This is a genomic window from Streptomyces sp. NPDC026417 (assembly GCF_055567695.1).
This window is the reverse complement of the sequence record NZ_JBVHPY010000004.1, coordinates 106892-132916: the sequence shown is the minus strand read 5'-3', so window position 1 is coordinate 132916 and position 26025 is coordinate 106892. Positions and strand designations below refer to the sequence as shown.

Sequence of the window (26025 nt, the reverse complement as noted above, 5' to 3'; positions counted from 1 at the left end):
AAAACGACGCCACCCCACGAAGGGTGATAGATGGCGTTTTGTCCTTGCGAGCGGGAAATAAGGGTTCAGGAATCAACCATTCCGGACACCTGGCCCGTTCTCGGGACATCGTGAAATGTCTCACCCCGCCGATCCCGCCGCACCGCACCGGACCCTCTCCGTCCGCCGCCGAACGCGGAACGCCGATGCCCGGCGGCATCACTGCCGCCGGGCATCGGCGTTCGGTGCGGGTGGGCCGCCGGCTCACATTCCGGCGATCAGCTTCTCCACACGGTCGTCCACGGAGCGGAACGGGTCCTTGCACAGCACGGTGCGCTGCGCCTGGTCGTTGAGCTTGAGATGGACCCAGTCGACGGTGAAGTCGCGACGCTGCTCCTGGGCCCGCCGGATGAAGTCGCCGCGCAGCCGCGCACGCGTGGTCTGCGGCGGCACCGACTTGCCCTCGAAGATCTTCAAGTCGTTGCAGATCCGGGCGGCTTGTCCCTTCTTCTCCAGCAGGTAGTACAGCCCCCGGCGGCGGTGGATGTCGTGGTAGGCGAGGTCTATCTGGGCGACCCGCGGGTGCGACATCGTCATGTTGTGCTTGGCCCGGTACCGCTCGATGAGCTTGTACTTCATGACCCAGTCGATCTCGGTGCCGATCCGGTCGAGGTCCTCGGCCTCGATCGCGTCGAGCGTGCGGCCCCAGAGCTCCAGGACCTGCTCGACGGTTCCGGTGCGGATGCCGCGGCGCTCGCAGAAGTCCACGGCCTTCTCGAAGTACTCGCGCTGCACCTCCAGCGCGGAGGCCTCGCGCCCGCTGGCCAGCCGCACCTTGCGGCGGCCCGTGATGTCGTGGCTGACCTCGCGGATCGCCCGGATCGGGTTCTCCAGGGTCAGATCGCGCATCACCGTGCCCGCCTCGATCATGCGCAGCACGAGGTCGGTGGCGCCCACCTTGAGGAGCATGGTGGTCTCGGACATGTTCGAGTCGCCGACGATGACGTGCAGCCTGCGGTAGCGCTCGGCGTCGGCGTGCGGCTCGTCGCGGGTGTTGATGATGGGCCGGGAGCGGGTCGTCGCGGAGCTGACGCCCTCCCAGATGTGCTCGGCACGCTGGCTCACGCAGTACACGGCACCGCGCGGCGTCTGCAGCACCTTGCCGGCTCCGCAGAGCAGCTGCCGCGTGACGAGGAAGGGGATGAGAATGTCCGCGAGTCGGGAGAACTCCCCGTGCCGGGCCACCAGGTAGTTCTCGTGGCACCCGTAGGAGTTGCCCGCCGAGTCGGTGTTGTTCTTGAACAGATAGACGTCGCCCGCGATTCCTTCCTCGTGCAGGCGGCGTTCGGCGTCGACGAGGAGTCCTTCGAGAATGCGCTCGCCGGCCTTGTCGTGGGTGACCAGCTCGGTCACGTTGTCACATTCGGGTGTCGCGTATTCCGGATGTGATCCCACGTCGAGATAAAGGCGGGCACCGTTCCGCAGAAAGACATTGCTGCTGCGGCCCCATGACACGACACGGCGGAAGAGGTACCGCGCCACCTCGTCGGGAGACAGGCGGCGCTGTCCCCTGAACGTACACGTGACGCCGTACTCGTTCTCCAGCCCGAAAATGCGGCGGTCCATGACTGAACATTACGCCCGATCCCCTGTGCTGAAACGGGGTTCGACGGCACGGTTTGGATCATTTTCCGATGAGACCGCAACGACCTCGCCCGCAGCGGGAGCTGCGAGGACCCGTCCGGTGGCCAGCAGCACCAGCAACGACACGGCTCCGGCGGCACCGGGGACGGCGAAGCCCCAGAACGCCCCGCCCCACTGGACCACCGGCCCCGCGAGGCCCGTTCCCACCGACGCGCCGACCGTGAACGTCGTCACCAGCCAGGAGAACGCTTCGGTGACCGTGCCGCGCGGGGCATGCCGGTCGACGATGATGAACGCGCAGGCGATGCAGGGCGCGAGGAACACCCCGGACAGCGCGGCGAGCGCGGTCATCGCGACCGGGCCCGGCATCAGCATGAGCGGCAGGTAACACAGCCCCAGAAGGGCCACCAGCCACCGCAGTCGGCGCTCCGGCGCCCCCACCCACCGGCGCGCCCCGTACACGGTGCCGCCGATCAGGGCACCGAGGCCCAGCGCCGCCATCAGCCAGCCGTACACCGCGTCGCCGCCGTGGCCGTCGGCGTACGACACCGCGGCGACCGTGATGGAGCCGAGCGCCATGCCGATGAACAGGAAGGCACCGAGCAGGGCGAGCAGCCCCGGTGAGCGCAGCGCGCCCAGCCAGTGCGCCTCCCGCGGCGCCGAACGCCACGCGCGCGAGGGCGGGGAGACGACCACCCAGAGGGCGCCCAGGACGCCGATGACGCACAGGACGAGCAGCGCGGCCCGGGCCGACCAGAGCGCCACGCAGAGCGTCACCAGCAACGGCCCGACGGTGAACATGACTTCCTGCGCCACGGCGTCCATCGCGTACGCGGTGTGCACCTGTTCCTCCTTGCGCAGGACGCTGGGCCACAGGGCTCGCAGGCCGCCCTCCAGCGGAGGGGTGAAGAGTCCGGCCACCACCATGGCGACGTAGGCGAGGGGCAGCGGATCCGTGCCCGCGAACGCGAAGACGGCCATGCCGAGGGCGGACACCAGCGCGGCGGGCAGCTGGACCCGCGGCTGGCCGTGGAGGTCGACGAGCCGGCCGAGCAGCGGCTGGCCCACCGCGTTGGCGACGCCGTAGACCGCTGCCAGCGCCCCGGCCAGGCTGTAGGTACCGCCCTCCGCGCGGATGAAGAGCACGACGGCGATCGCGGCGGTGGCGTTCGGCAGCCGGCCCACCAGGGTGCCCGCCAGGAGCCGTGCGGCGTGCTTCGCCCTCAGGATCTCCAGGTATCCCGCAGCCATGTCGCCTTCTCTCCCGAGCACCGAGGCGGTCCGCACCTCAAGTTTTACGTATAACTTCGCTTCCCATACGTACCATGTGCCCAGTCCGCGAGTCCAGCAGAAAGACAGGTCGACCGGTGGCACCAGGTAGTACGCGCCCCACCAGCCGGGACGTCGCCCAGGCCGCCGGGGTGTCCCAGGCCGCCGTCTCCCTGGTGCTCGGCGAGAAGTGGCGGGGCCGCGTCTCCGCCGCCACCGCGGACCGGGTCCGGGAGGCCGCCCGCGACCTCGGCTACCGGCCCAACCTCGCCGCCCGCAACCTGCGCCTCGGCCGCACCCGGACCGTGCTCCTCGTGGTGCCCGCCCTGACCACCGAGTTCTTCGCCGGCGTCTACACCGGCGCCGCCCGGGTCGCCGCCGAGCACGGCTTCGGCGTGGTCCTCTATCCCTCCCCCGAAGGCATCGGACCGGCCCGCGACCCCTTCGGCTCCGCCCGCGCCGCACTGGACGGCGTCCTCGCCTCCTCGATGGCCGCCGACGCCCTCACCGACATCCGCGGCGACCAGCTGCCCCTCGTCATGCTGGACAGCGACCCCGAGGGCAGCCTCGGCGCGGCGACCGTCAACCTCGACATCGCGGACGGCGTACGGCAGATCGTGGAGCATCTGCTCGACCTCGGCCACCGGCACATCCTGCACCTCGCGGCCGACATCGCGTCCTGGACCTTCGAGGTACGGGCCCGGGAACTCGCCGCCCGGCTCACCGGTGTCCCCGGCGCACGGCTGCGGACCGCACGCGCACCCATCTCCATCGAGGGCGCCGTGGCCGCCGCCGCGGCCGCCCTCGCCGCCCCCGGGGAACGGCCCACCGCGATCGTCTGCGACGACGACAAGCTGGCGGCGGGCGCCTACAAGGCCGTCCGGCGGCTCGGCCTGCGCGTCCCCGACGACATCTCGGTCACCGGGCTCGACGACCTGGCCCTGGCCACCGCCATCGACCCGGAGCTGACGACCGTACGGCTGGACGCCGAGCTCTTCGGTGAGCGCGGCATGGCGGCCCTCCTGGCCGTACTGGAAGGCCGCACGCCCGAGGCCGGCGACATCCCCGTCGAACTGGTCGTACGGGGCTCCACGGCGCCGCCCCGCTGAGCCCGCCCCGCTCGGGACCCCGCCCCGGCCCCGCCGCGCGAATGCAACAGGAGCGGCCCCCCACCCGCAACGCCGTGTGCCCCGGCCGTGGCGGCCGGGGCACAGACAGCGTAGGACGAAAGACCAGGTCACTCGTCGTCGTCGGCGTCCTCGGCCTCCGTGGCGGTGGACGCACCACCGGCCTCCAGCAGGCGGCCGAGCTGCCGCCCGGTGATGCGCTTGAACTTGCGCTTCTGCGGGCGCGTCCGGTCCAGGACGGCGACCTCCAAGCGCTCCGCGGGGATCTCCCGCTCGCCGCCGTTCGGCTCCCGCGACAGGGACTGCACCGCCAGCTTGAGCGCTTCCGCGAGCGTCATGCCGTCCTGGTGGCGCTGGTCCAGATAGCTGCTGATCTGCTCGGCGTTGCCGCCGACCGCGACCGAGCCGTGCTCGTCCACGATCGAGCCGTCGTGCGGCAGCCGGTAGATCTGGTCCCCCTCGGCGGTCTCACCGACCTCGGCGACCACCAGCTCCACCTCGTACGGCTTCTCGGCGGCGGAGGAAAAGATCGTGCCCAGGGTCTGGGCGTACACGTTGGCGAGGCCGCGGGCGGTCACGTCGTCACGGTCGTAGGTGTAGCCGCGCAGGTCGGCGTAGCGCACCCCGCCGATCCGCAGGTTCTCGTACTCGTTGTACTTGCCGGCGGCCGCGAAGCCGATCCGGTCGTAGATCTCGCTGAACTTGTGCAGCGCACGGGACGGGTTCTCGCCGACGAACACGATGCCGTCGGCGTACTGCAGCACGACCAGGCTGCGGCCACGGGCGATGCCCTTGCGGGCGTACTCCGCCCGGTCGGCCATCGCCTGCTGGGGTGAGACATAGAACGGCGTCGACACCGGTTATCCGTCCCTTTCTGTCGAAGTCACAGGGTCACCTGGGTAAGAGAGAGCGATGTCAGAGCAGCGCGGCCCGCGGGCCGTCGGGCTGCTCCAGGCGCCGCTCCAGGATCGCGCGGGCGATCTCGGAGGACTCGGTGTCGCCGAGCCTGCGGAATCCCTCTTCGGTGATCACGGTGACGATCGGGTAGATCCGGCGGGCGACATCGGGACCGCCCGTCGCCGAGTCGTCGTCGGCCGCGTCGTACAGGGCCTGGACGACGAGGGTCGTGGCCTGCTCCTCGGTCAGATCGTCGCGGTAGAGCTTCTTCATGGCCCCGCGCGCGAAGATCGAGCCGGAACCGGTGGCGGCGAAACCGTGCTCCTCGGAGCGGCCGCCGGTGACGTCGTAGGAGAAGATGCGGCCGCGCTCGCGGTCCACGTCGTACCCCGCGAAGAGCGGGACCACGGCGAGACCCTGCATGGCCATGCCGAGGTTGGAGCGGATCATGGTGGAGAGCCGGTTCGCCTTGCCCTCCAGGGAGAGCGTGGCGCCCTCCACCTTCTCGAAGTGCTCCAGCTCCAGCTGGAACAGCTTCACCATCTCCACGGCCAGGCCCGCCGTGCCGGCGATGCCCACCGCCGAGTACTCGTCGGCCGGGAACACCTTCTCGATGTCCCGCTGCGCGATCACATTGCCCATCGTGGCCCGCCGGTCACCGGCGAGCACCACGCCGCCGGGGAACGTGACGGCGACGATGGTGGTGCCGTGCGGCGCCTCGATCACGCCCTGGGTGGGCGGCAGCTGCCGGTTGCCCGGGAGCATGGCCGGCTGATGCTCGGACAGGAAGTCCATGAACGACGACGACCCAGGCGTCAGGAAGGCAGCCGGTAGACGCCCGGTGCTACGAGTGTTGGCTTCCACGCGTTTCCCTCCAGGTAGGCGGCAGCCCGACGAACAGCGTCGGGATCGTCTCCCAACTTGCCGATGGCCGAATTGCAGTTGAAGCACAGTACGCCACGGACCCTACCCGTCTCATGGCAGTGATCCACATGAATGGCAGGAGCCTTTAAGCAGATCACGCAGAGCCCGTATTGAGCGGCGATCATCTCGTCACGTTCGGCTTCGGTCATGCCGTACCGACGCTTCAGGTGCCCGTGCCCCTGTCTTCCTCGGACGGCCTTGCACGACTTGCAGCAGGTCGCCAGGCCGTCCGAGGAAGTGGCGTTGAGGTGCCACTCGCAGTGTGGCTTCACCTCGCCACAACCGCGGCAGTACTTGTGCCCCACGGGCACTTCGACCCGTGGTCGGACATTGCGCCCCTTGGCGACCTGGCGCTGTTGGTGGTAGGCCGCCGCGCACTCCCGGCAATAGGCCTGAAGACCGTCCCGCACGGACCGGTTGCTCGCGAAGGCTGATCGCGGTTTGTGGATCTTGCACCGCGAGCAGCGCTTCCCGCCCACCCCGTCCGCCATTTTCCGGCCCCCCGGCCATCAGTAGCCTTCGATTCGAAGGCTACTGGCCCCCCTTCTGAACGAAGCTTCGAACGAAATCCTCAGCATTCTCTTCGAGGACATCGTCGATCTCGTCCAGGACGGAGTCCACGTCGTCGCTCAGCTTCTCCTGGCGCTCCTTGAGGTCCTCGGAGGCCTGCGCGTCCTGCGTCTGCTCCTCGGCCTCCTCGGTGGAACGCGTGGCCTTCTGCTGCCCGCCGCCGGTGTCCTTGGTCGCCATAACCCTCACCCCGCTCGGTTCGACGTTCTTGATCAGACCCTACAAGCAGGGTCCGACATCGGCCCCGCAGTTGCTACAACGTCCGGGCGCCACCTCGATGATTCCCGGACACCGCCTCTTTCCACCCCACCGGGCCCACCGGGCCCGGTGGGGGCTCCGGGCCCGCTCAGTGGCCCGACAGGACCCTGACCAGGTCTTCCGCCGTACGACAGCGGTCGAGGAGCTCCTTGACGTGATTACGCGTTCCGCGAAGCGGCTCAAGGGTTGGGACGCGCTGGAGCGAGTCCCGGCCGGGCAGATCGAAGATCACCGAGTCCCAGGAGGCCGCCGCCACGTCGTCCGCGTACTGCTCGAGGCAGCGTCCGCGGAAGTACGCACGGGTGTCCTCCGGCGGCTTGGTACGGGCCCGCTCGACGTCCGTCTCGTCCAGGAGGCGCTTCATCCTGCCCCGGGCCGCCAGACGGTTGTACAGGCCCTTGTCGGGGCGCACGTCGGCGTACTGGAGGTCGACCAGGTGCAGTCGGGCCGCGTCCCAGTCGAGGTCGTCGCGGCGCCGGTAGCCCTCCATGAGCTCCCGCTTGGCGACCCAGTCGAGCTCTCCGGCGAGGCTCATCGGGTCGTTCTCCAGGCGGTTCAGGGTGTCCTCCCAGCGCGCGAGGACGTCCTTCGTCTGGTCGTCCGCGTCGGCGCCGAAACGCTCCTCGACGTACTTGCGGGAGAGCTCGAAGTACTCCATCTGGAGCTGGACGGCGGTGAGTGTGCGGCCGCTGCGGAGCGTGACCAGGCGCTTGAGCGTCGGGTCGTGCGAGACCTGGTGCAGGGTGCGAACGGGCTGGTCGACGGCCAGGTCGACGGCGATGAAGCCGTCCTCGATCATGGACAGGACCAGCGCCGTCGTGCCCAGCTTGAGGTAGGTGGAGATCTCCGACAGGTTCGCGTCGCCGATGATCACGTGCAGGCGGCGGTACTTCTCCGCGTCCGCGTGCGGTTCGTCGCGCGTGTTGATGATCGGCCGTTTGAGGGTGGTCTCCAGGCCCACCTCGACCTCGAAGTAGTCGGCGCGCTGGCTGAGCTGGAACCCGTGCTCGTGGCCGTCCTGGCCGATGCCGACGCGTCCGGCGCCGGTGACCACCTGCCGGGAGACGAAGAACGGGGTGAGGTGGCGCACGATGTCCGAGAAGGGGGTCTCCCGCTTCATCAGGTAGTTCTCGTGCGTGCCGTAGGAGGCGCCCTTGTTGTCGGTGTTGTTCTTGTAGAGGTGGATCGGCTGGGCGCCCGGCAGCTGGGCCGCGCGCTCGGCGGCCTCGGCCATGATGCGTTCGCCGGCCTTGTCCCACAGGACGGCGTCCCACGGGTTGGTGACCTCGGGGGCGCTGTACTCGGGGTGCGCGTGGTCGACGTAGAGACGCGCGCCGTTGGTGAGGATGACGTTGGCCAGACCGATGTCCTCGTCGGTGAGCTGGCTGGAGTCGGCGGTCTCACGGGCGAGGTCGAACCCTCGCGCGTCCCGCAGCGGATTCTCCTCCTCGAAGTCCCACCGGGCGCGGCGCGCCCGGTGCATCGCCGCCGCGTAGGCGTTGACGATCTGGGATGAGGTGAGCATGGCATTGGCGTTGGGGTGGCCGGGGACGGAGATGCCGTACTCCGTCTCAATGCCCATTACTCGCCGTACGGTCATGCGGCCCTCCTTGCCCGGCGGCGCCCTCGGTCGGGGGCGCTGCTCAAGTACCGCTGGTGCTCCGGTGCGTGTGCGGTGCCCGTCCCCGCAACACGCGACTCGGCGGTACGAAAGAGCCTAGAACGCCTTTGCGCTGGTGGGGAGATCATTTGCGTCATTGCCTTGCTCCGGCCGTGTCCTGAAAAACAGTCGGCTGCGGGTACCCACTGAGGGCACCCGCAGCCGCCCTGGCTTTTACAGGTACTGACCGGTGTTCGCCACCGTGTCGATGGAGCGTCCGGTGTCCGCTCCCTGCTTTCCGGTGACGAGGGTGCGGATGTAGACGATCCGTTCACCCTTCTTGCCGGAGATGCGGGCCCAGTCGTCCGGGTTGGTGGTGTTCGGCAGGTCCTCGTTCTCCTTGAACTCGTCCACGCATGCCTGGAGGAGGTGGGAGACCCTGAGGCCCTTCTGGTTCGCGTCGAGGAAGTCCTTGATGGCTGCCTTCTTGGCGCGGCCGACGATGTTCTCGATCATGGCGCCGGAATTGAAGTCCTTGAAGTACAGGACTTCCTTGTCGCCGTTGGCGTACGTGACCTCGAGGAAGCGGTTCTCCTCGGACTCGGCGTACATCTGCTCCACGGCGGTCTGGATCATGCCGTGGACGGTGGCCTCCCGGTCGCCGCCGTGCTCGCCGAGGTCGTCGGAGTGCAGCGGGAGCCGCGAGGTGAGGTACTTCGCGAAGATGTCCTTCGCGGCCTGGGCGTCGGGGCGCTCGATCTTGATCTTCACGTCGAGCCGGCCGGGGCGCAGGATGGCGGGGTCGATCATGTCCTCGCGGTTCGAGGCGCCGATCACGACCACGTTCTCCAGGCCCTCCACACCGTCGATCTCGGCGAGCAGCTGGGGGACGATGGTGTTCTCCACGTCCGAGCTGACACCGGAGCCGCGGGTGCGGAAGAGGGACTCCATCTCGTCGAAGAAGACGATGACGGGGGTGCCCTCGCTGGCCTTCTCACGCGCACGCTGGAAGACCAGGCGGATCTGCCGCTCGGTCTCGCCGACGTACTTGTTCAGGAGCTCGGGGCCCTTGATGTTGAGGAAGAAGCTCTTGCCGGTGGCCTGCCCGGTCACCTCGGCGACCTTCTTGGCGAGGGAGTTCGCCACGGCCTTGGCGATGAGCGTCTTGCCGCATCCGGGGGGCCCGTAGAGCAGCACGCCCTTGGGCGGCCGCAGTTCGTGCTCCTTGAAGAGGTCGGGGTAGAGGTACGGGAGCTCGACCGCGTCGCGGATCAGTTCGATCTGGTTTCCCAGGCCGCCGATCTGCTCGTAGCCGATGTCCGGGACCTCTTCGAGGACGAGCTCCTCGACCTCGCTCTTCGGTACGACCTCGTAGACGTAGCCGGACCTGGGTTCGAGCAGCAGGGCGTCGCCGGGACGGATGGTGACGTCCAGCAGCGGCTCGGCGAGCCGTACCACCCGTTCCTCGTCGGTGTGCCCCACCACGAGGGCGCGCTCGCCGTCCTCGAGGATCTCCTTGAGGGTGACGATGTCGCCGACGCTCTCGTACTCCATGGCCTCGACCACGTTGAGGGCTTCGTTCAGCATCAGTTCCTGGCCGCGACGGAGCTCCTCGAGCTCCACGCTCGGGCTGACGTTCACCCGGAGCTTGCGGCCCCCGGTGAAGATGTCCGCCGTGCCGTCCTCGTTCGCCGTGAGGAAGACACCGAAGCCTGCCGGCGGCTGGGCCAGCCGGTCGACCTCCTCCTTGAGGGCCACGATCTGGTCGCGGGCCTCACGGAGCGTATTGGCGAGCCGCTCGTTCTGCGCGGACACGCCGGCCAGGTTGGTCTGCAGCTCGACGATCCGCTCTTCGAGAATCCTCGTGTGCCGCGGAGAGTCGGCGAGCTTGCGTCGCAGGACGGCGATCTCCTGCTCAAGGTAGGCAATCTGCCCGGCGGGGTCATCGGACCCTCTTCCCGGGCGGATGCCGCGGTTCATGTCGTCGTCGTGGGCTGCCACGGTCCTCACCTCCTCCAAGGGGAGCTGGACGCTTCCAGACCCTACCTGGGTGGGTGTCGATTGAAACCCCTAGATCACAAAGACTGTCGAGGTGTGTCCGATCTTCACCCTTGCGCTCTCCCTCACGCCAGGGGAATACCCACCCAACATGATTGGGAAGCGGACGGAGGTAGGGTCGAAGTGTTCAACACCCGTCAGAGCTGGCCCGACTTGCCGGCGAATCGGATCGCTCGACGCAGGAAACGGCAGGAGAAATGACCGTGCAGCAGGAGGCAGGAGTCGACGGCGAGGCGCTGGAGGTCTGGATCGACCAGGATCTCTGTACCGGCGACGGCATCTGCGCCCAGTACGCGCCCGAGGTCTTCGAGCTGGACATCGACGGCCTGGCCTACGTGAAGAGCGCGGACGAGGAGCTGCTCCAGGCGCCGGGCGCCACAACCCCCGTACCGCTGACGCTTCTGCGGGACGTCGCGGACTCCGCCAAGGAGTGTCCGGGCGACTGCATCCATGTGCGGCGCGTTTCGGACAGGGTCGAGGTCTACGGACCGGACGCCGGGTGACCTGACGGGCACCCGGTGTCACCGCTCCGCCGGGTTCCTCAGACGCTCTGCGCCTCGGAGGGCCTGGAGCGGACGAACGCGCCGTCCTTCCACTGCCACTTGGCGGGGTCCTTCACGTCCGGGCAGCAACTCGGTACGGCGGCCGAGGAGTAGCCGAGCAGGGTGGCGGTGACGGCGCCGTCGCGCAGCGCGAAGTCCGAGACGCTTCTGCGGTCCGCGGGATCGACGAGCGTGGCCACGACGCGCGGCTTGCCCGCACCCTCGCCCTGGGTGAGCACGTAGACACCGTTGGGCGGGGTGCCGGACCCGGCGTCGCAGCGGACCACGGCGACCGTCTCCGGGCGGCCGTCGCCGTCGAGGTCCCCGGAGGCCTTCTTCTGGACCAGGACCTTCGCGGGCCCGCATTCGATCGGGAAGTCGACCGCCGCGGGGTCGGGCGGCGCGGCGGCGGCCGGGGCGGCCTTCGCGTCGGTGCCCGCGGCCTGGGCCGCCGTCGCCGCGTCCGGCTGCAGGACCGAGGACAGCGCGACGACGCCCGCGAGGGCGGTGGCCGTGGCGACCCAGTGGATGGGGCTGGTGTGCGTGTGTGCCAGTTCCGGGACGGCGGATTGCTGCACTCGGAGCGTCTCCTGTGAAGGCTGTGCCGGTGGGGGTGGCTCGCATGGTGCCACACGTCACAGTGAGGCGGAACCGGGGGGTGGGTACTCGTGCCGGTTCGTCAACGGAAAAGCGGTGTGGCCGAGTTCCCGGGCGTTCCCGGGAACTCGGCCACGGCCGTGGTGCGTTGGTGATGTCGTCGGCTCGCGCCTGCGGGGTCAGCGGCCGGCGCCGCCGTCGGCGTTCGGTCCCGCGTAGTCCTCGCCGTAGGCGCCCTTGGCGGGGCGGCGGCGGCGCATGGGCGGCTCGACGCCGTCCGCCAGGCGGCGGGCGGTGAGCAGGAAGCCGGTGTGGCCGATCATCCGGTGGTCCGGGCGGACGGCCAGTCCCTCGATGTGCCAGTTGCGGATCATCGACTCCCAGGCGGTCGGCTCGTTGAAGCAGCCGATCTCGCGGATGGACTCGACGGTCCGCGCGAGCTGCGTGGTGGTGGCGACGTAGCAGCACAGGATGCCGCCCGGGACGAGCGCCTTGGAGACGGCCTCCAGGCACTCCCAGGGGGCGAGCATGTCGAGGATGACCCGGTCCACGTCCGTGTCGCTCAGGTTGTCCTGGAGGTCGCCGACGGTGAGCTGCCAGGCGGGGTGCGGGCCGCCGAAGTAGCGCTCCACGTTCTGCCGGGCGATGTCGGCGAAGTCCTCGCGACGCTCGTAGGAGTGCAGCATGCCCTGGTCGCCGATGGCGCGCAGCAGGAAGCTGCTGAGCGATCCGGAGCCCACCCCCGCCTCCACGACGCGCGCGCCGGGGAAGATGTCCGCGAAGGACAGGATCTGCCCCGCGTCCTTGGGGTAGACCACGGCGGCGCCGCGGGGCATGGACAGGACGTAGTCGGGGAGCAGGGGGCGCAGCGCGAGATAGGCGACGTTCCCCGTGGTGCGGACAACGCTGCCCTCGGGAGCGCCGATCAGCTCGTCGTGGGGGAAGGAACCCTTGTGGGTGTGGAAGTTCTTCCCGGCCTCGAGCGTGAACGTGTAGTGGCGGCCCTTGGGGTCGGTCAGCTGAACCTGGTCCCCGACCTTGAAGGGCCCGCGCCTGCGGGCGGCACCGGTCGGTTCGGACATGTGAACAGCCTACCGGTCCCGACGGGGGCCGCGGACCACCTGTCGGGCGGGTCCGGCCGGGGCCGCCGGGGCGGGTTCGCCGGGCGTCGGCGTGATCGCTAGGAGGGCCGGGCCATCGCCTTGACGAAGGCGCGCTCCACGTCGGCGGCCGAGAGGACTCCGTAGATCTCGCCGGAGTCCTCCACCACCAGGTACTCGGTCGCGGGGGTGGCGCGCAGGACGTCGAGGAGCTCCTCCCCCGCGAGTTCGGCGGAGACGCGCATGCCGTCGGTGAGGTCCTGGGCGAGCCCGCTGACCGCGACCCACGGGCGGCGGTGCTCCGGCACGCCGACGATGGCGGCTTCGCGGACCAGTGAGAGCGGTTCGCCGTCGGGGTCGACGACGACGAGTGCGCGGGCGCCGGCCTCGTTGGCGCGGCGCAGGGCCTCGGAGAGCGGTGTGCTGGTCTCGACGGGGACCGCGCGGCGGGTGAGGGATCGGGCGCGCAGTTCCGGCAGGTGCTCGCGCAGGCGGGCCATGCGCAGGCTGTTGCCGGCACCGGTCCAGATGATGGCGGCGAGGATCGCGGCGAGCAGGGCGTCCATGACGGTGTCCATGCCGCCGATGTCCTCGGGTGCGTCGCCGAGGGCGCCGGACTGCGTCAGCAGGGGCAGCCCGATCAGGACGGAGACGGCGAGCGCGCGGCCGACCCAGGCGGCGGCGACGGTGCCGCTCATCGGCTTGCCGGTGATCTTCCAGACCACGGCCCGCAGCATCCGGCCGCCGTCGAGGGGCAGGCCGGGCAGCAGGTTGAAGGCGGCCACGATCAGGTTGGAGATCATCAGGCCGGCGAGCAGGACGCCGGGGACGGTGCCCGGTTCGACGGCCTGCATGGCGGCGTAGAAGATGCCCGCGAGGACCAGGGAGAGCAGGGGGCCCACGAAGGCCAGCACGAACTCCCGGCCGGGTGTCTCGGACTCCTTCTCGATCTCCGACACCCCGCCGAAGAACTGGAGCTGGATCCGGCGGACCGGCAGCTGGAAGCGGAGGGCGGCGACGGTGTGCGCCAGCTCGTGCACCAGTACCGAGGCGTAGAAGGCGACGGCGAAGAAGAGGGACACGAGGTAGCGCAGGTTGCCGAGCTCGGGGAGCACCCGGTCGAGCTGGCCGCCGAACACCCAGGTGATGAGGGCGGCGACGAGGAACCAGCTCGGGGCGACGTAGACGGGCACGCCGAAGGGCCGACCCATGAGCAGCCCGCCGCCGGGCTCCTTGGGACGGCGCGGGGGCCGGCCCCGGCGGTTGCCGGCCGTGGCGGGGGTCCGGTGCTCCGGCGGGCCGCCCGTACCTCCCGGAGCGTGCTGCGCGCCGGGCTTCCCGAGGGGGTCGCGGTGCGCCTCGGGCTTCGCGAAGGGGTCGGGGGGCGAGGCCGGGCCGGCCGGTGTCGCGGGCTTCCCGGCGGGCGCGGGGTGCGGGGCCGGGTCGGCTTGCGCTTCGGGCTTCCCGGCGGGGCCCGGCTGCGCGGCCGGGTCGGCTTGCGCTTCGGGCTGTGCGACAGGGTGGGGCCGCGCCTCGGGTTTCCCGGCGGGCTCCGGGTGGGCGTCCGGCCCGTTGGCGGAGGGGGCCGGGGCAGACCCGGCCGATTCGGTCGTCGGCCCGGTCGGGCCCGGTGCGGCGGGGTTGCCGTCGGGTTCGTGGTCCGGGGCCGGCCGGTGACCGCCGGGCGGCGGGGCGGTGACGCCGGGCTCCTCGCCGCGGTCCGGGGCCGGACCGGTCCCGCCTTCCCCGACGGGCTCCGCGCGGCCGGTCCGCCCGGGCGCCCCCGAGGCGGCACCCCGGTCGCTTTCCTGCGTCGCGGGAGTTTCACCGTCCCCCCGGGCCGCGGGGGTCTCGGGGTCGGTAGGGGCCGGTTCCCGGGGGACGTCGTGCCGCTCGGGCGCAGGACGCCCGGGTCCGGCGGCCGCAGGTGCCGATGGACCCGTGTGACGCCCGGTCGCCTCGTCGCTGCCGGACCGCGGCTGCCCGCTCCCGCCGCTCTCGTCCACGATGTCCCCTCGTTCGAAGCGTCTCCCTTACTCCCGATCATGCAGGGCGGGAGGGTCTCCGGTCGATGGTATGCGGCCGTCGCGGCGCGTCCCGCCCCGGCACCCCCCGAGTTTTCCGTGCCGTCGCCCGAGCCGCGGCTGGGTCGCTGTCGGTGCCGGGCCGTAAGGTCTGTCGTCATGGACACCAGCACCGAGGACCCGGCGGAGGCCGGCGTGCCCGGCACCGCGCAAGCCCCCTCCGGCAGCACCGGCACGGCCGTGCCGTCGGAGGCCGCCGCGAGCGCCGTGGCCCCGGTGACCGCGGTGCCGGAGGCGTCTTCCGCCGGGGCCGCGGCGGAGGGCGTGCCCGCCCAGGCCGGCGAGCCGTCGGCGGTCGCGGTGGCCGACGGGGCCGTCGCCGAGGCGGTCGCGAAAGTCGCGGCCGTGCCCCCGGCCTCGCTGTCGCCGTCGCGCGCGGGCGACTTCATGCAGTGTCCGCTGCTCTACCGCTTCCGGGTGATCGACAAGCTTCCCGAGAAGCCCAGCGAGGCGGCCACCCGCGGCACGCTGGTGCACGCGGTGCTGGAGCGCCTCTTCGACGCACCGGCCACGGAGCGCACCGCGCCGCGGGCCAAGTCCCTGATTCCCGGTCAGTGGGACCGGCTGCGGGAGACCAGGCCGGAGGTCGTGGAGCTGTTCGCCGACGACCCGGAGGGCGAGCGCCTGGCCCGCTGGCTGGGCGAGGCGGAGCGGCTGGTCGAGCGCTGGTTCACGCTGGAGGACCCGACCCGGCTCGAACCGGCGGAGCGCGAGCTCTTCGTCGAGGCCAGCCTGGACTCGGGGCTGAAGCTGCGCGGCATCATCGACCGCGTCGACGTGGCGCCGACGGGCGAGGTGCGGATCGTCGACTACAAGACCGGCAAGGCCCCCCGGCCGGAGTACGCCGAAGGCGCCCTGTTCCAGATGAAGTTCTACGCGCTGGTGGTCTGGCGCCTGAAGCGGGTCGTGCCGCGCCGGCTCCAGCTCGTCTATCTCGGCAGCGGCGACGTGCTGACGTACGACCCGGTGGTCGCGGACCTGGAGCGCGTCGAGCGCAAGCTGCTCGCGCTGTGGGAGGCGATCCGCGAGGCCACCGAGACCGGCGACTGGCGGCCGCGGCCGACGAAGCTGTGCGGCTGGTGCGACCACCGTGAGGTGTGCCCGGAGTTCGGCGGCACTCCTCCGCCGTATCCGCTCCCGGTCAGGGCGCCCGAATCCGGTGCGGCCGCGCAGGGCAGAATGGGGCCGGACTAGCGAAGGAGACTTACGTGGCCATCCGCGTCCTACTGGTCGACGACCAGCCGCTGCTGCGTACCGGCTTCCGGATGATCCTGGAGGCGGAGCAGGACCTTGCGGTCGTCGGCGAGGCCGGAGACGGCCTCCAGGCACTCGACCAGGTCCGTGCTCTGCAGCCCGATGTGGTTCTGATGGACATCCGCATGCCGCGGATGGACGGAGTGGAGGCGACCCGGCAGATCACCGGCCCCGGCCGGGACGGTCCGGCGAAGGTCCTCGTGCTGACCACCTTCGACCTCGACGAATACGTGGTGGAGGCGCTGCGCGCCGGCGCGAGCGGCTTCCTCCTCAAGGACGCCCCGGCCAACGAACTGGTCCAGGCGATCCGGGTCGTCGCGGCGGGCGAGGCGATGCTCGCGCCGAGCATCACGCGCCGGCTGCTCGACAAGTACGCCGGCCATCTGCCGTCCGGTGACGAGCCGGTGCCGGACACCCTGCACACGCTGACCGAGCGCGAGGTCGAGGTGCTGAAGCTGGTGGCACGGGGCCTGTCGAACGCGGAGATCGCGGCCGACCTGTTCGTCAGCGAGACCACCGTCAAGACGCATGTGGGGCACGTCCTCACCAAGCTGGGCCTGCGCGACCGCGTGCAGGCCGCGGTGTACGCGTACGAGAGCGGGCTGGTGCGTCCCGGCGCGCAGTAGCCGAGGAGGGCGCGCGGTGGCCTCCGCTCGGGACCCGCGCGGCTTCACACGGAACGCGGTGGGCGTCTCCTTCCGGCCGGAAGGAGACGCCCACTGCGCTGTGCCCGCTCGGGCGGTCGTGCTCAGTCCTTGCTGATCTCCCAGAAGCGGAAGACGGTCGAGGCGTCGAGGCAGTATTCGAGGCCGTAGACGTTGTCCCGCACGACCGCGTACTGCTTGGCCTGCCAGACGGGGATGACCGGCACCTGGTCGGCCACGATGCCCTGGACCCGGCCGTAGTCCGCGTCGGTCGAGGAGCGGTCGCTCTCCGCGGCGGTCTTCGGGATGAGGTGGGACGTGATCGTGCTGTTGGTGTAGTTGTTGTCCAGCACGTTGCCCTTGCCGAAGAAGGGGGCCGTGAAGTTGTCGGGGTCCGGGTAGTCGGGCACCCAGCCCTTCACGTACACGCCGTACTTGCCCTGGGCGATGTCCTTCTCGTACCGGTCGAACGGGACGGACTTCACGGAGGCGTCGAACAGGCCGCTCGCGTTGAGCTGACGGGCGATCGCCCGGAACTCCTCGTCGGTGGCCGGGCCGTAGCGCGAGGGGGTCGACCACAGGGTCAGCTTCACCCTGCCGGTGACGCCCTCCTCCTGCAGTGCGGCCCGTGCCTTGGACTTCGACGGGCGGGCGCCGTAGGTGTCGAAGAACGCGGTGTCGTGGCCGGTGATGCCGGCCGGGATGATCGAGTACAGCGGGGTCGCCGTGTCCTCGTAGACCTCTCCGACCAGGGCCTCGCGGTCGAGCAGATAGGCGATGGCCTTGCGGACGCCGAGCTTGCCGGCGACCGGGTCGTCCATGTTGAAGACCAGATGCTGCACCTCGGCGCCGGTGCCCTCGACGACCTCGACGCCCTTGCCGGTGGAGTCGGCGTCGTCGAGGTCGGCGATGTCGTCGGCGGCGAGGCCCCGGTAGGCCAGGTCGACGCGGTCGGCGAGCAGCGCGTTCTTCAGGGCGGACTGGTCGCCGTGGAAGAACTTCAGGGTCACGCCGGAGTTCTGGACCTCGGCGGTGCCCCGGTAGTTGTCGTTGACGGAGAAGACGGCCTGGTCCTTGGCGAAGGACTCCAGCTTGTAGGGTCCCGATCCGACCGCCTGGCCGTCCGTGCGCAGTCCGTCGGCGGAGTACTGCCGGTGGTCCACGATCGAGCCGGCACCCGAGGCGATCTTGCTCGGGAAGGTCGCGTCGGGGTACTTGAGCTTGAAGACGACCGTCTTCGCGTCCGGCGTGGTGACCTCGTCGAGCATGGGGAACATGATCGCGGGGCCCGCGTCGTCGTCGATCTTGAGCAGTCGGTCGAAGGAGAACTTGACGTCCTTCGAGGTGAGTGCGTCACCGTTGCTGAACTTCAGGCCGTCCTGGAGGGTGCAGGTGTAGACCTTGGTGCCGCCGTCCGTGAAGGCGCACTCGCGGGCGGCCTCGGGCTCGGGTTCCGTGCCGCCCTTGGGGAAGCTCAGCAACGACTGGAAGACGTTGTTGAACAGCAGCCACGACCCGGGGTCGTAGCCGGTGGCGGGGTCGGTTGCCAGGACGTCGTCGGACATCCCCACGACCACGGAGGATCCGCTGCTCTCGGAGTCGCCGGTGTCCGAGCCGCATCCGGTCAGCAGGCCGGCGGCCAGCCCCGTCACGATGGACAGGACCGGCCACTGGTTACGCATGTTCACGTGCATGTGCCTTGTCGTTGGATCTGAACGTCCCGGTGGACCGCAGAGGGTCCCGGGTTCGGGATGGCCCGACCGTGCCTCAGAGGCCGCGGCCGAGCTCCCACAGCTGCAGGGTCGAGGAGGAGTTGATGGCCCACTCGGCGCCCGTGATGTCGTCGCGGGTGGCGATGTACTGCTTGCCCTGCCACAGCGGCAGCAGCGGTACGTCCGCGGCCACGATGTCCTGGATCTCGCTGATGCTCTTCGACGCGGTGAGCCGGTCGGCCTCGCGGCGGGACTCGGGGATCAGCGTGTTGCGGATCTCGCCGTTCGCGTACGGCGAGCCGAGGGTGTTGTCCTTGTCGAGGAACGGCGCCAGGTAGTTGTCGGCGTCCGGGAAGTCGGGGAACCAGCCCATGCCGTACACGTCGAACTTGCCGGCGATCTCGGCGGGACGGAACTTGTCCCAGGCCTCGCCCTTGATGTCGACGTCGAACAGGCCGCTGCCGTTGAGCTGCGACTTCAGGACCTCGAACTCCGCCTTGGTGGCGGTGCCGTAGTGGTCCGTCGTGTAGTGGAGCGTGAGCTTCACCGGGGTGGAGATGCCGGCCTTGGTGAGGAAGGCCTTGGCCTTGGAGGTGCTCGGGTCGCCGTACTCGTTGAAGAACGAGTTGTTGTGGCCCGTGATGGTGGCGGGGACCATCGAGAAGAGGGGCTCGGCCTGGGTGCCGTAGACCTTGTCGATGAGCTGGCCGCGGTTGACGAGCTGGGCCATCGCCTGCCGGACGGCCTTCGACTTGACCGACGAGGCACCGGTGTTGAAGCCGAGGTAGCGGATCTCCAGACCGGGCATCTCGACCAGGTCGACGTCGCCTTCGGAGTTCTTCGACAGCTTCTTGATCTGCGCGGGCGTCATCGAGCGGGTCATCAGGTCGATGTCGCCCTTTTCGAGCGCGCTGCCCATGGATTCGGCGCTGGTGAAGGAGCGCAGCTCGACCTTGTCGTTCTTCGGCTTCAACAGGCCCTTGTAGTGCGGGTTCTTGGTGAAGACGGCGTTGACGAGCTCGTTGTTCTTGACCTCGGACTCGAGGGTGTACGGGCCGGAGCCGTCGACCTGGAAGCCGTCGCGCAGCTTGCCCTTCTCGTAGTCGTCGGGGTTGACGATGCCGGCGACCGGGGTCGACAGCTTGAACGGGAAGGTGGCGTCGGCCGTCTTGAGGTGGAAGATCACCTCGCGGTCGCCCTTGGTCTCGATGGTGTCGACGGTGGACAGCAGGGCGAACACACCGCTGTCGGCCTCGAGGGAGAGTGCGCGGTTGATGGAGAACTGCACGTCCTTGGCGGTGATGGGGTCACCGTTGGAGAACTTGAGGTCCTCGCGCAGGGTGCAGACGTACCGCTCGTTCCCGGAGTCGGTGAAACCGCACTCCTGGGCCGCCTCGGGCTCCGGCTCACCGTCGCCACGCGGCTGGACCATGAGGGTCTGCACGGTCTGGCGAAGGATGTTCCAGGTGCCGACGTCGTACGCGTACGCCGGGTCGAGCGGCGCGGGGGCATCGCTCGAGAGGGTGAACCGGTCCGTGGTGCCGACGACGATCGCGTCGCCCCCCTTGCTGCCGCTGTCGGAACCACCGCAGCCGGCGAGCACGGGGCCGAGCAGGCCGACGATCGCCGGCAGCACCAAAGTCTTGCGGTTCATGCTCGAGTTTCTCCAGAGCTGTCGAGTCCGTGTACCCGGCATGCAGGGGTGGTGCTGCGGATCACGGGGAGTTGTGGCGAGGTTCTCGCGACGAGATTAGTCCGCACCTGCGGGGCGGCTCACAGGTACGGGAGCCACCCTCCCATCACGCTGCGAAACCGGGCGTGGACGCACCGAAAACCCGACAGGGGAAGGATTCGTGCAGCGTTCCATCAATCAGGACACAAGGGCACACCAAGTACCCCTGAAACGGGGGGCTCAGCACAGGACGACTCCGGTGTCGACCCCAAGGAGAGTGGCGAACGTCACACAGTCAACTGGGTTACCGAGTACCGGAATTCGGCCATCCGACCTGGTTCCGAATTGTGCGGGCGGCGGTCTCCGGTTTTTCCGCGTATTAGGACCCGCACACTGGGTGAAGTCCTAGCGCATTTCCGTCATCAGGCCCCGGAGGAATCCCAGATCCACCTCTTCCAGAGAGGAGACCACGGTGCGTCGGCGGGCGGGCGCGATGGGCGACACCGACGGCACGGCGACCACGTGGCAGCCCGCCGACTCGGCGGCGGCCACACCCGTCGCGGTGTCCTCGATGACGGCGCATCTGACCGGATCCGCGCCGAGCCCGGCGGCCGCCAGCAGATACGGATCGGGGAAGGGCTTGGTCCGCTCGACCTCGTCGCCCGCGACGGTCAGACCGAAGTACTGGGGGCCGATGGAGGCCAGGACGCGGTCGATGATGCGCCGGTGCGAGGCGGAGACCAGAGCGGTGGGGATGCGGTGCGCGGCGAGTTCGGCGAGCAGCCGGGCCGCCCCCGGCATCAGCGGCAGCGCCCGCCCGATGCGGGCCTCGAACCCGTCGTTCAGCAGGACGCTCAGCTCGGGCAGCGTGATGTCGGCGCCGGTGGCCTCGATGAGGAAGCCGGCGCTGCGTGTCATGGGGCCGCCGACCACGACATGGCGCCAGGAGTCGTCGAGCACATGGCCGAGGGACGCGAAGACCTCGACCTCGACGTCCCACCAGAACCCCTCGGTGTCCACCAGGGTTCCGTCCATGTCGAGGAGCACGGCCTGCAGGGCTGAGCCTTCGGCCGTACGGGTTCCGAGCGCGGGGACCGTACTGGTCATCCGGGCGCACCTCCTTGAGGGACGATCAGGCCGGCTGCCCTTTTTTCGACGACGGGCAGCCGGCCTGCAGTGGACCGACCAGTGTACGACTTGTCCGGTCGAAATGCCTCGGTGAACGCCTGCGCGTGCCTCGCGTCACGCCGGAGCCCGCCCCGGAGGGCGGGCTCGTCGTACCCGCGGAGGCCGTCCCGGAAGGCGGCCCCCGGGGGCGTCAGCGGGCGTTGAAGTACTTCGCCTCGGGGTGGTGGATCACGATCGCGTCCGTGGACTGCTCCGGGTGGAGCTGGAACTCCTCGGAGAGGTGGACGCCGATGCGCTCCGGCTCCAGGAGTCCGGCGATCTTGGCGCGGTCCTCCAGGTTGGGGCAGGCGCCGTAGCCCAGGGAGAAGCGGGCGCCGCGGTACTTGAGGTCGAACATGTCCTCCACGGCGGCCGGGTCCTCTCCCCCGAAGCCGAGTTCGGCGCGCACCCGCGCGTGCCAGTACTCGGCCAGTGCCTCCGCCAACTGGACGGACAGGCCGTGCAGTTCGAGGTAGTCGCGGTAGGAGTTGGACTCGAAGAGCCGGGCGGTCTCCTCGCCGATCCGGGAGCCGACGGTGACGACCTGGAGACCGACGACGTCCGTCTCGCCGGACTCCTCGGGCCGGAAGTAGTCGGCGAGGCAGAGACGGCGGCCGCGGCGCTGGCGCGGGAAGGTGAAGCGGGTGCGCTCGTTGCCCTGCTCGTCCAGGAGGATCAGGTCGTCGTCCTTGGACACGCAGGGGAAGTATCCGTAGACCACCGCCGCTTCCAGCAGGTTGCCGGTCTGGAGCTGGTCCAGCAGGCCGCGCAGCCGGGGCCTGCCCTCGCTCTCCACGAGCTCCTCGTACGTCGGGCCGTCGCCCGTGCGCGCCTGCTTGAGACCCCACTGGCCCTTGAAGAGGGCCCCCTCGTCCAGCCAGGAGGCGTACTCCTTGAGCTGGATGCCCTTGATGACGCGGGTGCCCCAGAACGGCGGCTCGGGCACGGGGTTGTCGACGGCGACGTCGGAGCGTACGTGCCCCTCCTCCGGCCGTTCCTCGGTCTCGATCCGGGCGGTGGGCCGCACCCGGCGCTGCTTGAGCTCCGGCAGGGCGGCGCCCGGCACGCCGCGCTTGACGGCGATCAGCGCGTCCATCAGGCGCAGGCCCTCGAACGCGTCGCGGGCGTAACGGACTTCGCCCTCGTAGATCTCGTGCAGGTCCTGCTCGACGTATGCCCTGGTGAGGGCGGCGCCGCCGAGGATGACGGGGTAGTCGGCGGCCAGCTTGCGCTGGTTGAGCTCCTCCAGGTTCTCCTTCATGATCACCGTGGACTTGACCAGCAGGCCGGACATGCCGATGACGTCGGCGCGGTGCTCCTGGGCGGCCTCCAGGATCGCGGAGACGGGCTGCTTGATGCCGAGGTTGACGACGGTGTAGCCGTTGTTGGAGAGGATGATGTCGACGAGGTTCTTGCCGATGTCGTGCACGTCGCCGCGCACGGTGGCCAGCACGATGGTGCCCTTGCCCTCGTCGTCGGTCTTCTCCATGTGCGGCTCCAGATGCGCCACCGCGGTCTTCATGACCTCGGCGGACTGGAGGACGAACGGCAGCTGCATCTGGCCGGAGCCGAAGAGTTCACCGACGACCTTCATGCCGTCGAGCAGCGTGTCGTTGACGATGTCCAGGGCGGGGCGCTCCGTCAGCGCCTCGTCGAGGTCCTGTTCGAGGCCGTTCTTCTCGCCGTCGATGATGCGCCGCTTGAGCCGCTCGTCCAGGGGCAGGGCGGCCAGTTCCTCGGCCCGTCCCGCCTTCAGGGACTTGGTGGTGGCGCCCTCGAACAGCGCCATCAGCTTCTGCAGCGGGTCGTAGCCCTCGCGGCGCCGGTCGTAAATCAGGTCGAGGGCGGTGGTGACCTGCTCCTCGTCGAAGCGGGCGATCGGCAGGATCTTGCTCGCGTGCACGATCGCCGAGTCGAGGCCCGCCTTGACGCACTCGTCGAGGAAGACCGAGTTCAGCAGGACGCGCGCGGCCGGGTTGAGCCCGAAGGAGATGTTCGACAGGCCCAGGGTGGTCTGCACGTCCGGGCGCCGCCGCTTGAGTTCGCGGATCGCCTCGATGGTGGCGATGCCGTCCTTGCGGGACTCCTCCTGGCCGGTGCAGATGGTGAAGGTCAGACAGTCGATGAGGATGTCCGACTCGTGGACGCCCCAGTTCGTCGTCAGGTCCTCGATCAGCCGCTCGGCGATGGCGACCTTGGTCTCGACGGTGCGGGCCTGGCCCTCCTCGTCGATGGTCAGCGCGATCAGCGCGGCGCCGTGCTCCCGGGCGAGTGCGGTGACCTTGGCGAACCGGGACTCGGGGCCGTCGCCGTCCTCGTAGTTGACCGAGTTGATGACGGCGCGTCCGCCGAGCTTCTCCAGGCCGGCCCGCAGCACGTCGACCTCGGTGGAGTCGAGGACGATCGGCAGGGTGGAGGCGGTGGCGAAGCGGCCCGCCAGTTCCTCCATGTCGGCGACGCCGTCGCGGCCGACGTAGTCGACGCAGAGGTCGAGCATGTGCGCGCCCTCGCGGATCTGGTCGCGGGCCATCTCCACGCAGTCGTCCCAGCGGCCCTCCAGCATGGCCTCGCGGAACTTCTTGGAGCCGTTGGCGTTGGTGCGCTCGCCGATGGCCATGTAGGCGGTGTCCTGGCGGAACGGCACGGTCTGGTACAGGGACGCGGCGCCGGGCTCGGGGTGCGGTTCGCGGGCGGTGGGCGACAGGTCACGGACCCGCTCGACCACCTGGCGCAGGTGCTCCGGGGTGGTGCCGCAGCAGCCGCCGACCAGCGAGAGGCCGTACTCGCGGACGAAGGTCTCCTGCGCGTCGGCCAGCTCGGGCGCGGTCAGCGGGTAGTGCGCGCCGTCCTTGCCGAGGACGGGCAGACCGGCGTTCGGCATGCAGGACAGCGGGATGCGCGAGTGGCGGGCGAGGTAGCGCAGGTGCTCGCTCATCTCGGCGGGGCCGGTGGCGCAGTTCAGGCCGATCATGTCGATGCCGAGCGGTTCGAGCGCGGTCAGCGCGGCACCGATCTCCGAGCCGAGCAGCATGGTGCCGGTGGTCTCGACGGTGACCGAGACGATCAGCGGCAGGTCGAGGCCGGTGGCGTCCAGTGCGCGGCGGGCGCCGAGGACGGCGGCCTTCGTCTGCAGCAGGTCCTGGGTGGTCTCCACCAGCAGGGCGTCCGCGCCGCCGGCGATCATGCCCTCGGCGTTCCGCTGGTAGGCGTCGCGCAGCAGGGTGTAGGGGGCGTGGCCCAGGGTCGGCAGCTTGGTGCCGGGGCCCATGGAGCCGAGCACCCAGCGCTGCTGTCCGCTGGAGGCGGTGAACTCGTCGGCGACCTCGCGGGCGATGCGGGCGCCGGCCTCGGAGAGCTCGAAGACGCGCTCGGGGATGTCGTACTCGCCGAGCGCGCTGTGGTTGGCCCCGAAGGTGTTCGTCTCGACGCAGTCGACGCCCACGGCGAAGTACGCCTCGTGGACGGAGCGGACGATGTCGGGCCGGGTGAGGTTCAGGATCTCGTTGCAGCCCTCGAGGTTCTCGAAGTCCTCGAGGGTCGGTTCCTGGGCCTGGAGCATCGTGCCCATGGCGCCGTCGGCCACCACGACACGGGTGGCGAGCGCCCGGCGGAGGGCGTCGGTTCGGGTCCGGCTCTCGGAGGCTGCGGACGAGGGGGACGGGTTAGGCGACGAGGCCATGAAGGGTGCTCCCTGGAGTGCGACGGCTGTCGGCTTTGCGCTTCCCATGGAAGGCGCACGCCGTCAGGGTAGCCCGGAGTGCCACGGCGTGGACGGGGCGTCCACGGTCCGGACGCGCGTGGCGTGCGGAAAGAGCCCGTGCGGGCGGGTACGGGGGCGGCGCGGCGGGGTCCGGGGCGGATCGTCCGTACGGGCGGCGGCGCCCGGCGTGCTCCCCTGGGGGAAGTGTTGTCCTCCGCCCATTAGCGGGACGTCGGTCACGACCGGTAGTGTTCGACATTGCCGAACGGCGGTAGCGCACAGGCTCGCCGACGGCCGAAGGGGACGGAGGGCAGCACGGCGATGGCACGGAACATCCAGTCGCTCGAACGGGCGGCCGCGATGCTGCGCCTGCTCGCGGGCGGTGAGCGGCGGCTCGGCCTGTCGGACATCGCCTCCTCGCTGGGCCTCGCCAAGGGTACGGCCCACGGCATATTGCGGACCCTGCAGCACGAGGGCTTCGTCGAGCAGGACACCGCGTCGGGCAGGTACCAGCTGGGCGCCGAGCTCCTCCGGCTGGGGACCACGTACCTCGACGTCCACGAGCTGCGGGCGCGTGCCCTGGTGTGGACCGACGACCTGGCCCGCTCCAGCGGCGAGAGCGTCTACCTGGGCGTGCTGCACCAGCAGGGCGTGCTGATCGTGCACCACGTGTTCCGGCCGGACGACAGCCGTCAGGTGCTGGAGGTCGGGGCCATGCAGCCGCTGCATTCCACGGCGCTCGGCAAGGTCCTCGCGGCCTACGACCCGGTGGCGCACAGCGAGGTCCTGGAGGCCGAGCGCAAGACGTTCACGCCCCGGACGATAAGCGAGCCGGACGCGTTCGAGGGCGTGCTGGACCTGACGCGGGCGCGGGGGTACGCGGACGACGTCGAGGAGACCTGGACGGGCGTCGCCTCGGTGGCCGCGCCGATCCACAACCAGCGGCGGATGCCGGTGGGCGCGGTGGGCATCACCGGGGCCGTGGAGCGGATCTGCAAGGACGGCGAGCTGCGTCCCGAGCTGATCGCCGCGGTGCGCGACTGCGCCCGCGCGGTGTCACGCGATCTGGGAGCCGGCCGCTTCTGAGGCACGGGCAGGGAAGGGGGGGGGGGGGGGGGGGGCGCCCGCCCCTCCCCCCCCCCCCCGGGGAAGGACGCGTTGTTGCACGGGGGGGGGGGTTTTGGTGATGCACGCGACAAGGAGTGCGTAGCGACCCATAACACCCAC

At 70.1% G+C, this 26025-nt stretch carries 19 protein-coding genes and 1 pseudogene; 5 read left to right on the top strand and 15 right to left on the bottom strand.

Annotated elements, in window-relative coordinates; genetic code table 11:
- Positions 1-243 precede the first annotated feature (243 nt).
- Both pafA and ACZ4NT_RS08215 read right to left on the bottom strand, forming a co-directional pair.
- Positions 244-1605, bottom strand: coding sequence for a Pup--protein ligase (pafA, locus tag ACZ4NT_RS08220; RefSeq protein ID WP_121404192.1), 1362 nt, complete (start codon positions 1603-1605; stop codon positions 244-246).
- Positions 1606-1614: 9 nt separating this feature from the next.
- Entirely contained in the window at positions 1615-2874 is a 1260-nt protein-coding gene (locus tag ACZ4NT_RS08215; protein WP_467724289.1) for an MFS transporter, read from the bottom strand.
- Between the two features lie 116 nt (positions 2875-2990).
- On the opposite strand from ACZ4NT_RS08215, the gene ACZ4NT_RS08210 reads away from it, so the two are divergent.
- Positions 2991-4001, top strand: a complete 1011-nt coding sequence (locus ACZ4NT_RS08210) for a LacI family DNA-binding transcriptional regulator (RefSeq protein WP_183116897.1) — start codon at positions 2991-2993, stop codon at positions 3999-4001.
- A gap of 128 nt (positions 4002-4129) precedes the next feature.
- Here the strand turns inward: ACZ4NT_RS08210 and prcA are convergent, their stop codons facing one another.
- The 6 genes from prcA to arc form a co-directional block, all read right to left on the bottom strand.
- On the bottom strand, positions 4130-4876 hold the full coding sequence (prcA, locus tag ACZ4NT_RS08205) for a proteasome subunit alpha (protein ID WP_121404187.1): 747 nt from the start codon (positions 4874-4876) through the stop codon (positions 4130-4132).
- A 58-nt stretch (positions 4877-4934) separates the two neighbouring features.
- Positions 4935-5780: a proteasome subunit beta gene (gene prcB / locus ACZ4NT_RS08200; RefSeq protein ID WP_121404185.1), complete on the bottom strand. Its 846-nt coding sequence runs from the start codon at positions 5778-5780 to the stop codon at positions 4935-4937.
- Complete coding sequence (locus ACZ4NT_RS08195; protein ID WP_467724286.1) at positions 5732-6331, bottom strand: endonuclease VII domain-containing protein; 600 nt, start codon at positions 6329-6331, stop codon at positions 5732-5734. The genes prcB and ACZ4NT_RS08195 overlap by 49 nt, the downstream gene beginning before the upstream one ends.
- 40 nt (positions 6332-6371) lie before the next feature.
- Positions 6372-6590 carry a ubiquitin-like protein Pup gene (locus tag ACZ4NT_RS08190; RefSeq protein ID WP_467724284.1) on the bottom strand — a complete coding sequence of 73 codons (219 nt, stop codon included), beginning with the start codon at positions 6588-6590 and terminating at the stop codon, positions 6372-6374.
- Positions 6591-6756: 166 nt separating this feature from the next.
- Positions 6757-8268, bottom strand: coding sequence for a depupylase/deamidase Dop (gene dop, locus ACZ4NT_RS08185; protein WP_467724282.1), 1512 nt, complete (start codon positions 8266-8268; stop codon positions 6757-6759).
- A gap of 234 nt (positions 8269-8502) precedes the next feature.
- On the bottom strand, positions 8503-10269 hold the full coding sequence (gene arc / locus ACZ4NT_RS08180; protein ID WP_121404178.1) for a proteasome ATPase: 1767 nt from the start codon (positions 10267-10269) through the stop codon (positions 8503-8505).
- 254 nt (positions 10270-10523) lie between these two features.
- Between arc and ACZ4NT_RS08175 the strand changes: the two genes are divergently transcribed.
- Positions 10524-10829 carry a ferredoxin gene (locus ACZ4NT_RS08175; RefSeq protein WP_121404174.1) on the top strand — a complete coding sequence of 102 codons (306 nt, stop codon included), beginning with the start codon at positions 10524-10526 and terminating at the stop codon, positions 10827-10829.
- A gap of 38 nt (positions 10830-10867) precedes the next feature.
- On the opposite strand, the gene ACZ4NT_RS08170 is transcribed toward ACZ4NT_RS08175, so the two are convergent.
- The 3 genes and pseudogenes from ACZ4NT_RS08170 to ACZ4NT_RS08160 all read right to left on the bottom strand — a co-directional run.
- Positions 10868-11446, bottom strand: a complete 579-nt coding sequence (locus ACZ4NT_RS08170; RefSeq protein WP_121404172.1) for a hypothetical protein — start codon at positions 11444-11446, stop codon at positions 10868-10870.
- A 198-nt stretch (positions 11447-11644) separates the two neighbouring features.
- On the bottom strand, positions 11645-12547 hold the full coding sequence (locus ACZ4NT_RS08165; protein ID WP_121404170.1) for a tRNA (adenine-N1)-methyltransferase: 903 nt from the start codon (positions 12545-12547) through the stop codon (positions 11645-11647).
- Positions 12548-12645: 98 nt separating this feature from the next.
- Positions 12646-13815: pseudogene (locus tag ACZ4NT_RS08160) on the bottom strand (site-2 protease family protein); the annotation flags it as partial.
- 933 nt (positions 13816-14748) lie between these two features.
- Between ACZ4NT_RS08160 and ACZ4NT_RS08155 the strand changes: the two are divergent.
- Together ACZ4NT_RS08155 and ACZ4NT_RS08150 are read left to right on the top strand one after the other, a co-directional pair.
- A complete protein-coding gene (locus tag ACZ4NT_RS08155; protein ID WP_121404166.1) occupies positions 14749-15843 on the top strand; it encodes a RecB family exonuclease in 1095 nt (364 codons plus the stop codon).
- A 14-nt stretch (positions 15844-15857) separates the two neighbouring features.
- Positions 15858-16529, top strand: coding sequence for a response regulator (locus ACZ4NT_RS08150; RefSeq protein WP_010988071.1), 672 nt, complete (start codon positions 15858-15860; stop codon positions 16527-16529).
- A 122-nt stretch (positions 16530-16651) separates the two neighbouring features.
- On the opposite strand, the gene ACZ4NT_RS08145 is transcribed toward ACZ4NT_RS08150, so the two are convergent.
- The 4 genes from ACZ4NT_RS08145 to metH all read right to left on the bottom strand — a co-directional run bounded on the left by ACZ4NT_RS08145 (position 16652) and on the right by metH (position 24777).
- Positions 16652-18235, bottom strand: a complete 1584-nt coding sequence (locus tag ACZ4NT_RS08145; RefSeq protein WP_467724278.1) for an ABC transporter substrate-binding protein — start codon at positions 18233-18235, stop codon at positions 16652-16654.
- 79 nt (positions 18236-18314) lie between these two features.
- Positions 18315-19913: an ABC transporter substrate-binding protein gene (locus ACZ4NT_RS08140; RefSeq protein WP_121404164.1), complete on the bottom strand. Its 1599-nt coding sequence runs from the start codon at positions 19911-19913 to the stop codon at positions 18315-18317.
- A gap of 423 nt (positions 19914-20336) precedes the next feature.
- On the bottom strand, positions 20337-21038 hold the full coding sequence (locus tag ACZ4NT_RS08135; RefSeq protein ID WP_121404160.1) for an HAD family hydrolase: 702 nt from the start codon (positions 21036-21038) through the stop codon (positions 20337-20339).
- A 211-nt stretch (positions 21039-21249) separates the two neighbouring features.
- Positions 21250-24777 carry a methionine synthase gene (metH, locus tag ACZ4NT_RS08130; RefSeq protein ID WP_467724276.1) on the bottom strand — a complete coding sequence of 1176 codons (3528 nt, stop codon included), beginning with the start codon at positions 24775-24777 and terminating at the stop codon, positions 21250-21252.
- A 342-nt stretch (positions 24778-25119) separates the two neighbouring features.
- Between metH and ACZ4NT_RS08125 the strand changes: the two genes are divergently transcribed.
- Complete coding sequence (locus tag ACZ4NT_RS08125; RefSeq protein ID WP_121404156.1) at positions 25120-25884, top strand: IclR family transcriptional regulator; 765 nt, start codon at positions 25120-25122, stop codon at positions 25882-25884.
- Positions 25885-26025: the final 141 nt, after the last annotated feature.